Origin of the sequence: Pseudooceanicola lipolyticus (assembly GCF_002786325.1) — a bacterium.
Classification (GTDB): domain Bacteria; phylum Pseudomonadota; class Alphaproteobacteria; order Rhodobacterales; family Rhodobacteraceae; genus Pseudooceanicola_C; species Pseudooceanicola_C lipolyticus.
The window spans coordinates 1-8,049 of sequence record NZ_PGTB01000166.1 but is presented as its reverse complement, the minus strand read 5'-3'; the positions used below and the strand labels follow the sequence as shown (position 1 = coordinate 8,049).

The window sequence follows — 8,049 nt, the reverse complement described above, 5'->3', positions numbered from 1 at the left end:
CGCCTGGCTGGCGCTGCGCCGGCCCCGCCCCGCCCGCCCGCGCGCTGGCTGAAAGCGGCGGTGCGGATCCTGCGCCCCCTCAGGGGCCGGTCATCCAGATGCCATCGGGCCAGAAGGCGTGAAAGGCAAAGGCAAACATCATGTCATGCGCCAGATCGCGGCCCTGCTCATCCCGCACCCGAATGGTGCCGACATCGCGGCCTCGGGCGATTTCGCCGGTGTCGAGTGCCGAGGCCTGACCGGCGCGCCAGCTGAGCGTCACCCCCGCCTCGGAGATCTGCGTCACCTCCGCCCCGAACCGGCTGAGCGGCCAGGCCCGGTTGCCCACGCGGACCACGCGCATCAGCGGGTGAATGCCATGCGGCGGCGGTGCGCCGGTATAGAGGAACGGCCGCGCCGCACTGTCATATCCGCGATAGGGATTGGCACCATAGGGGCGCCGGTGACGCGGCTGCTCCATCACCAGCCCGTCAGGATTGCGGGCGCGAAACTCGGCCCAGCTTTCCATCCAGGTCGGCAGCGTCGTCAGCCGGGTGCCGGTCAGATCGCCGACGATGGCCCGGCCGACAGCCTGCTGCCACCAGCTTTGGGTTTCCCTGTCATACATCACCATGTCGGAATGGCGCAGCTTGCCCGACACTCCAAAGCTCAGCGTGCCCTGCGGCACCCGGCGGTCAAAGGTAATGGCGGAATTGCACAACGGGCAGAAGGTGACGGCGATGGGCACGCCGGCGACGGTGTCGTTGACGATCTCATGCCAGGTCAGATAGCGGATCGGATAGGCACGCGGCCGGGCGCCGTCGATCTCGACCGCGATCACCGGTTCGCGGTCGCCGATGCGCTGTTCCTCCCCGACGGCGATGAAGGCCGGATCGCTCAGCGCCGGGATGCCGTCCTTGGGCGGGCCGCCCGAACGGATCTCGTCCCAGTTCTCGACCGTGGTCTTATCGAAATTGGTTTGGGGCCATTCCTGCGCCCAAAGATCGGGGCTGGTCTGTGCCGCCGTCGCCAGGCAGGCAACGACCGCCGCGCCGATCAAAGCCGATACTCGCATCAGAACCTCCCGCCGATGCCGCCGGGAGAGACTGCGCCGGTCCGGCGCCATGCGCCAGACCTGTCACGCGGTTTTGACGGCCCGCGAGCAATCGCGGGCCCGATGGGTCACTCGGTGACCGTCACCGTTTTCATCACATCGGGTTCGCCGATCACCGCGCCGTTCGGCCCCTGGCCCAGCTTGATCGCATCCACCACGTCCATGCCCGAGGTCACCCGCCCGATGACGGTATATTGCCCGTTCAGGAAATGGCCTTCCTCGAACATGATGAAGAACTGCGAATTGGCGCTGTTGGGATCCTGCGACCGGGCCATGCCGACGACGCCGCGGTCAAACGGCAGGTCAGAGAATTCCGCCTTCAGGCTGGGCCGTTCCGACCGGCCCATGCCGGCGCGGCGCATGTCGCCGCCGGCCTTGCCGTATTGCACGTCGCCGGTCTGTGCCATGAACCCTTCGATGACGCGGTGGAACACCACCCCGTCATAGGCGCCTTCTTCGGCCAGCGCGGCAACCTGCGCCACATGGCCGGGCGCCACATCCTCCAGCAGGTCGATATGGATGGTGCCGCTGGCCTCGCCCGCGACCTCGATGTCCAGCCCGGTGGCCAGCGCCGGCGCGCCGGCCAGGGCCAGGACCGCCGCAATTGCCAGCTTACGCATCGGCGGCAACCTTGACGGAAATCATCCGGTCCGGCTGTGCGGGCGGTTCGCCCCGGACGATGGCATCGACATGCTCCATCCCGTCGATCACCCGGCCATAGACGGTGTACTGGCCGTTCAGGAAATGGTTGTCCTTGAAATTGATGAAGAACTGCGAATTGGCGCTGTTCGGGTTGGCCGACCGCGCAGCGCCCAGGGTGCCGCGATCATGCGGCAGCTTGGAGAATTCGGCCGGAAGGTCGGGATGTTCGGATCCGCCGGTGCCGGCGCGGCGCAGGTTGAAGCCCTGCTCCATATTGCCGTTCTGCACATCGCCGGTCTGCGCCATGAAGCCATCGATCACGCGGTGAAAGCAGACATTGTCATAGGCACCGGCACGGGCCAGTTCCTTCATCCGCTCGGTGTGTTTCGGCGCAACATCCGGCAGCAGCTCGATGGTGACGGTGCCGTCCTTCAGCTCCATCAGGATGGTGTTTTCCGGGTCTTTGATCTCGGCCATCTGACTCTCCTTGGTCTCAGTGTTGCGGGATACCTATGCCGATGCCCGTCAATTGCCAAGTGATGCATTGACGGATGCCGCAAATGTAGGAACAACCGCGCCGAGATATTTGACCAAGGGGAATTGCGCCAATGGCCTGGAAGACGCTGGACGACATGGAACTCAAGGACAAGCGGGTGCTGGTCCGCGTCGATATCAACGTCCCGGTCGAAGCGGGCCGCGTCACCGACGACACCCGCATCCGGCGGATCGTGCCCACGCTGCGCGATATTCTCGACAAGGGCGGCAAGCCGGTGCTGCTGGCGCATTTCGGCCGCCCCAAGGGCAAGCATGTGCCCGAGATGTCGCTGCGCCCCCTGGTCGAGCCGCTGGCCGCCGCGCTGGAAGGGCCGGTGATGTTCTGCGCCGATTGCCGGGGCGAGGCCGCGCGCGCCGCCGTTGGCGCGCTGGCACCGGGCGAGGTGCTGCTGCTGGAAAACACCCGCTTCTATCCCGGCGAGGAAAAGAACGACGCCGAACTCGCCGCCGAATTTGCCGCGCTTGGCGACATCTATTGCAACGATGCGTTTTCCGCCGCGCACCGGGCGCATGCCTCGACCGAAGGCATCGCCCGGCTGCTGCCGTCCTGCGCCGGGCGGCTGATGCAGGCCGAACTGTCGGCCCTGGAGGCCGCGCTGGGCACGCCGCAACGCCCGGTGGTTGCGGTGGTCGGCGGCGCCAAGGTCTCGACCAAGCTGGACCTGCTGGGCAACCTGGTGGAGAAGGTCGACACGCTGGTGATCGGCGGCGGCATGGCCAACACCTTCCTGGCCGCGCAGGGTATCGACGTGGGCAAGTCGCTCTGCGAACATGACATGGCCGAGACCGCCCGCGAAATTGCCACCAAGGCGGCCGAGGCAGGCTGCGAGATCCTCTTGCCGCGCGACGTCGTGGTGGCGCGCGAATTCAAGGCCGGGGCCGAGAACCGCACCTGCGGCGTTGAGGACGTCGCCGCGGACGAGATGATCCTGGACGCCGGCACCGAAACCGTGGCGCATGTGGCCATGGCGCTGGAGCGGGCCAAGACGCTGATCTGGAACGGTCCGATGGGTGCCTTCGAGCTTCCGCCCTTCGACACGGCCACCAATGCCGCCGCCGCCAGGGCTGCCGAGCTGACCCGCGCCGGCAAGTTGACCAGCGTGGCCGGCGGCGGCGACACGGTTGCGGCGCTGAACCAGGCCGGCGCGGCCGAGGATTTCACCTATATCTCCACCGCCGGCGGCGCCTTCCTGGAATGGATGGAAGGCAAGGTGTTGCCGGGTGTCGCCGCTCTGGACGCCTGAGATCGTCGCCGAAACCGGAACAGAAGACCGGGCGCGGGGCAATTGGCGCCATGTTGGCGCTAAAATCCTCCCCGCTCCCACCGGCGCTGTTGAAACGGCAAACGTGCTGCCGTAACACCTAGAAAACCTTGGCCAAAGGGGCGCCCATGCCCCGCAAATGAACGAGTGACACGACATGGCGGATCCCCGGAAAACCGAACAAATGACCTCGGGCGCAGGCTTTATCGCCGCGCTGGACCAAAGCGGCGGCTCGACCCCGAAGGCGCTGCGCCTCTACGGCGTTGAGGAAAGCGAATACAGCTCGGAAGACGAGATGTTCGACCTGATCCACGCCATGCGCACCCGCATCGTAACCTCGCCCGCCTTCAACGGCGACCGGGTGGTCGCCGCGATCCTGTTCGAACAGACCATGGACCGAGAGATCGAGGGCAAGCCCTCGGCCGCCTTCCTGTGGGAAGACAAGAACGTCGTGCCGTTCCTGAAGATCGACAAGGGGCTCGAAGCCGAGGCCGACGGCGTGCGGATGATGAAGCCGATCCCAGGCCTGGACGCGACGCTGGAGCGCGCCGCCAAGCTGGGTATTTTCGGCACCAAGGAACGCTCGGTCATCGACGCCGCCTCGCCCAGTGGCATCAAGGCCATCGTCGATCAGCAATTCGACCTGGGCAACCAGGTGCTGGCGCACGGGCTGATCCCGATCATCGAACCCGAAGTGACGATCAGCATCGCCGACAAGGCCGAGGCCGAAGAAATCCTGCTGGCCGAACTGACCCGCCGCGCCGATGCGCTGCCCGAGGGCACCCAGGTGATGCTCAAGCTGACGCTGCCGGAGCAGGCCAACCTTTACAAGCCGCTGGTCGATCATCCCGCCATCATGCGCGTTGTCGCGCTGTCGGGCGGCTATTCGCGCGACGAGGCCAATGCGCGGCTGGCGCAGAATACCGGCGTCATCGCCTCCTTCTCGCGGGCGCTGACCGAAGGGCTGTCGGCGGGCCAGAGCGACGCGGAATTCAACGCCACGCTCGATTCCACCATCGACGGCATCTACAATGCCTCGGTCGCGGGCTGACTGCGGCCCCAGCGCCACACCCAATCCTGCCAAAAAATTTGTGAATCCTTTTTGAAACAAAGGGATTCACAGGCCGGTACGGCTATGTAATAGTGCCCGGAAAGCGTCGCCAAAGAGCGCAGCAGAGGCAGCAGAGTTGAACCGTTCATCCCGGCCGAGTTTCGGCGTTTTCGTTTTTTTCGCGCTCGCCTTCGCGCTGAGCGCCTATTTCACCTTTGCCGCGATCCAGGGCAATTACGGCCTGTTCCGCCGCGTCGAGATTTCTGCCGAAGCGGAAGCGCTCAGCCGCAACCTGGCCCAGCTCGAAGCGGAAATCGCCGAGATCGAAAACCTGACCCACCGGCTGTCGGACACCTATCTGGATCTCGACCTTCTGGATGAACGCGCGCGCGACGTGCTGGGCCTGCTGCGGGCGGACGAAATCGTCATCCGCTGACGCACCGCAACGCGCGCGACCGGCGCTCGACACCTGAATTTTCACCGATTCATTTAAGCCCTCGTCAGCCGCGCCCAGATCGGTTATTAGATAGTTTAACGCTAAACTATTACGCCGGAGGAGGCTCCCCCGACCATGGCTGCGCGAAGAACCACAAAGAAATCAAATGTTTCCGCCGACGAGTTGCTGGATCACTACCGCGACATGTTGCTGATCCGACGATTCGAGGAAAAGGCCGGCCAGCTTTACGGCATGGGTCTGATCGGCGGTTTCTGCCATCTCTACATCGGCCAGGAAGCGGTGGTCGTCGGGCTGGAAGCAGCCGCCGACGAGGGCGACAAGCGCGTCACCTCCTATCGCGACCACGGCCATATGCTGGCCTGCGGCATGGACCCCAAGGGCGTCATGGCCGAACTCACGGGCCGCGAGGGCGGCTATTCCAAGGGCAAGGGCGGCTCGATGCATATGTTCTCGAAAGAGAAGCATTTCTACGGCGGCCACGGCATCGTCGGCGCGCAGGTGCCGATCGGCGCCGGCCTCGCCTTTTCCGACAAGTACAAGGGCGATGACCGCGTCACCTTCACCTATTTCGGCGATGGCGCGGCGAACCAGGGCCAGGTGGCCGAAACCTATAACATGGCGCAGCTGTGGGAGCTGCCGGTGATCTTCGTGATCGAGAACAACCAATATGCCATGGGCACCAGCGTGAAACGCGCCACCAAAAGCCCGGATTTCTGGGAACGCGGCGCCGCCTACGGCATCAAGGGCGAAAGCGTCGACGGCATGGATGTGCTGGCGGTGAAGGAAGCAGGGGAAAAGGCGGTGGCGCACTGCCGCGCCGGCAAGGGCCCCTATATCCTCGAGGTCATGACCTACCGCTATCGCGGCCACTCGATGTCGGACCCGGCCAAGTACCGGACCCGCGAAGAGGTGCAGAAGATGCGCGAGGAACGCGACCCGATCGAAAACATTCGCAGCCTGCTGCTGACCGGCAAACACGCGACCGAGGAACAGCTCAAGGAGATCGACAAGGAGATCAAGGATGTCGTCAACGCCTCGGCCGATTTTGCCCGCGAAAGCCCGGAACCCGGGCTCGACGAGCTGTGGACCGATATCTATGCCGACGAGATCCCGCAGGAGGTGAACTGAGATGGCGACCGAAATTCTGATGCCCGCCCTGTCGCCCACGATGGAGGAAGGCACCCTTGCGAAATGGCTGGTCAAGGAGGGCGACAGCGTCGCCTCGGGCGACATCCTGGCCGAGATCGAAACCGACAAGGCGACGATGGAATTCGAAGCCGTCGATGAAGGCATCGTCGGCAAGATCCTGATCTCGGAAGGCACCGAAGGCGTCAAGGTGAACACCCCGATCGCGGTGCTGGTCGAAGAAGGCGAAAGCGCCGACGACATCGAAATATCCGACGCTTCTGCCGCCAAGGACGACTCCAAGCCCGCCGAGGCGGACAAGGCCCCTGCCCCGGCCTCTGCGCCGGCCCCGGTCGAAACCAAGGCGCCGGAACCCGACTGGCCCGAGGGCACCGAGATGAAGACCCAGACGGTGCGCGAGGCGCTGCGCGACGCCATGGCCGAGGAAATGCGCAAGGACGACACCGTCTTCCTGATGGGCGAGGAAGTGGCCGAGTACCAGGGTGCCTATAAGGTCAGCCAGGGTCTGCTGGACGAATTCGGCGCCCGCCGGGTGATCGACACGCCGATCACCGAACACGGCTTCGCCGGTGTCGCCGTCGGTGCCGCCTTTGGCGGGCTGAAGCCGATTGTCGAATTCATGACCTTCAACTTCGCGATGCAGGCCATCGACCATATCATCAACTCGGCGGCCAAGACGCTGTACATGTCCGGCGGGCAGATGGGCTGCCCCATCGTGTTCCGCGGCCCCAACGGCGCCGCGGCGCGGGTGGCGGCGCAGCACAGTCAGGACTATGCCGCCTGGTACATGCAGATCCCCGGCCTGAAAGTGGCGATGCCCTATTCCGCCGCCGACGCCAAGGGGCTGCTGAAATCGGCGATCCAGGATCCCAACCCGGTGATTTTCCTGGAAAACGAGATCCTCTATGGCCGCAGCAATGATGTGCCCGATCTCGACGACTATTCCGTGCCCTTCGGCAAGGCGCGCATCTGGCGCGAGGGCGAGGACGTGACCATCGTCAGCTTTGGCATCGGCATGCAATACGCGCTGGAGGCGGCCGAGAAGCTGGCCGAGGACGGCATAAGCGCCGAGGTGATCGACCTGCGCACGCTGCGCCCGATGGACACCGGCGCGATCCTCAACTCGGTGAAGAAAACCAACCGCCTGGTCACGGTCGAAGAAGGCTGGCCGCAGGGATCGGTGGGCAGCTACATCTCGTCCGTGGTGATGCAGCAGGCCTTCGACTATCTCGACGCGCCGGTGATCAACTGCACCGGCAAGGACGTGCCGATGCCCTATGCCGCCAACCTGGAAAAGCTGGCGCTGATCACCACCGACGAGGTGATCGAGGCGGTCAAGCAAGTGACATACCGGTAAGGAGCGCGCGCGATGCCCACTGAAATCCTGATGCCCGCCCTCTCGCCCACGATGGAGGAAGGCACCCTTGCGAAATGGCTGGTCAAGGAGGGCGACACCGTTTCCTCCGGCGACCTGCTGGCCGAGATCGAAACCGACAAGGCGACGATGGAATTCGAGGCGGTGGACGAAGGCACCATCGGCAAGATCCTGGTCTCCGAAGGCAGCGAGGGCGTGAAGGTCAACACCCCGATCGCCGTGCTGCTGGCCGAGGGCGAAAGCGCTGATGATATCGGCACCTCGCCGGCGCCGAAATCCGAACCTGCCGAAGCCAAGGCCGAGGAAAGCCCGGCCCAGAGCGGCGCGGCCTCTGCACCTGCTGCCGCGCAATCGGCACCGCCCGCGCCGTCGAAAGACGGCGAGCGCATCTTCGCCTCGCCGCTGGCCCGCCGCATCGCCGCTGACAAGGGGCTGGACCTGGCCGCGATCAAGGGCTCGGGCCCGCGC

General features: G+C 65.0%; 9 protein-coding genes. 6 read left to right on the top strand and 3 right to left on the bottom strand.

Going from position 1 to position 8,049, the window contains the following annotated elements:
* Nucleotides 1–79: 79 nt before the first annotated feature.
* From CVM52_RS21715 to CVM52_RS21705, 3 genes are all read right to left on the bottom strand, one after another.
* Nucleotides 80–1,054 (bottom strand): DUF3179 domain-containing protein, encoded by a 975-nt coding sequence (locus CVM52_RS21715; RefSeq protein WP_100164476.1) that lies wholly within the window; start codon nt 1,052–1,054, stop codon nt 80–82.
* A gap of 107 nt (nt 1,055–1,161) precedes the next feature.
* Nucleotides 1,162–1,713: a peptidylprolyl isomerase gene (locus CVM52_RS21710; RefSeq protein ID WP_100164475.1), complete on the bottom strand. Its 552-nt coding sequence runs from the start codon at nt 1,711–1,713 to the stop codon at nt 1,162–1,164.
* Complete coding sequence (locus CVM52_RS21705) at nt 1,706–2,212, bottom strand: peptidylprolyl isomerase (RefSeq protein ID WP_100164474.1); 507 nt, start codon at nt 2,210–2,212, stop codon at nt 1,706–1,708. The genes CVM52_RS21710 and CVM52_RS21705 overlap by 8 nt, the downstream gene beginning before the upstream one ends.
* 131 nt (nt 2,213–2,343) lie before the next feature.
* On the opposite strand from CVM52_RS21705, the gene CVM52_RS21700 reads away from it, so the two are divergent.
* From CVM52_RS21700 to CVM52_RS21675, 6 genes are all read left to right on the top strand, one after another.
* On the top strand, nt 2,344–3,534 hold the full coding sequence (locus CVM52_RS21700; RefSeq protein WP_100164473.1) for a phosphoglycerate kinase: 1,191 nt from the start codon (nt 2,344–2,346) through the stop codon (nt 3,532–3,534).
* Between the two features lie 175 nt (nt 3,535–3,709).
* The gene (locus CVM52_RS21695) at nt 3,710–4,603 is read left to right on the top strand and encodes a fructose bisphosphate aldolase (RefSeq protein WP_100164472.1); all 894 of its coding nucleotides are present in this window, start codon (nt 3,710–3,712) and stop codon (nt 4,601–4,603) included.
* Between the two features lie 136 nt (nt 4,604–4,739).
* On the top strand, nt 4,740–5,039 hold the full coding sequence (locus CVM52_RS21690; protein WP_100164471.1) for an FtsB family cell division protein: 300 nt from the start codon (nt 4,740–4,742) through the stop codon (nt 5,037–5,039).
* A gap of 135 nt (nt 5,040–5,174) precedes the next feature.
* On the top strand, nt 5,175–6,188 hold the full coding sequence (gene pdhA, locus CVM52_RS21685) for a pyruvate dehydrogenase (acetyl-transferring) E1 component subunit alpha (RefSeq protein ID WP_100164470.1): 1,014 nt from the start codon (nt 5,175–5,177) through the stop codon (nt 6,186–6,188).
* Nucleotide 6,189: 1 nt separating this feature from the next.
* Complete coding sequence (locus CVM52_RS21680) at nt 6,190–7,563, top strand: pyruvate dehydrogenase complex E1 component subunit beta (protein ID WP_100164469.1); 1,374 nt, start codon at nt 6,190–6,192, stop codon at nt 7,561–7,563.
* Between the two features lie 12 nt (nt 7,564–7,575).
* The coding region (locus CVM52_RS21675) for a biotin/lipoyl-containing protein (protein WP_133119929.1) at nt 7,576–8,049 on the top strand (474 nt) is incomplete at its 3' end.

What these genes read in the sequence shown, in the direction of transcription:
- CVM52_RS21715 (WP_100164476.1), bottom strand. Translation starts at nt 1,054, where the DNA reads ATGCGAGTATCGGCTTTGATCGGCGCGGCGGTCGTTGCCTGCCTGGCG.
- CVM52_RS21710 (WP_100164475.1), bottom strand. Translation starts at nt 1,713, where the DNA reads ATGCGTAAGCTGGCAATTGCGGCGGTCCTGGCCCTGGCCGGCGCGCCG.
- CVM52_RS21705 (WP_100164474.1), bottom strand. Translation starts at nt 2,212, where the DNA reads ATGGCCGAGATCAAAGACCCGGAAAACACCATCCTGATGGAGCTGAAG.
- CVM52_RS21700 (WP_100164473.1), top strand. Translation starts at nt 2,344, where the DNA reads ATGGCCTGGAAGACGCTGGACGACATGGAACTCAAGGACAAGCGGGTG.
- CVM52_RS21695 (WP_100164472.1), top strand. Translation starts at nt 3,710, where the DNA reads ATGGCGGATCCCCGGAAAACCGAACAAATGACCTCGGGCGCAGGCTTT.
- pdhA (WP_100164470.1), top strand. Translation starts at nt 5,175, where the DNA reads ATGGCTGCGCGAAGAACCACAAAGAAATCAAATGTTTCCGCCGACGAG.
- CVM52_RS21680 (WP_100164469.1), top strand. Translation starts at nt 6,190, where the DNA reads ATGGCGACCGAAATTCTGATGCCCGCCCTGTCGCCCACGATGGAGGAA.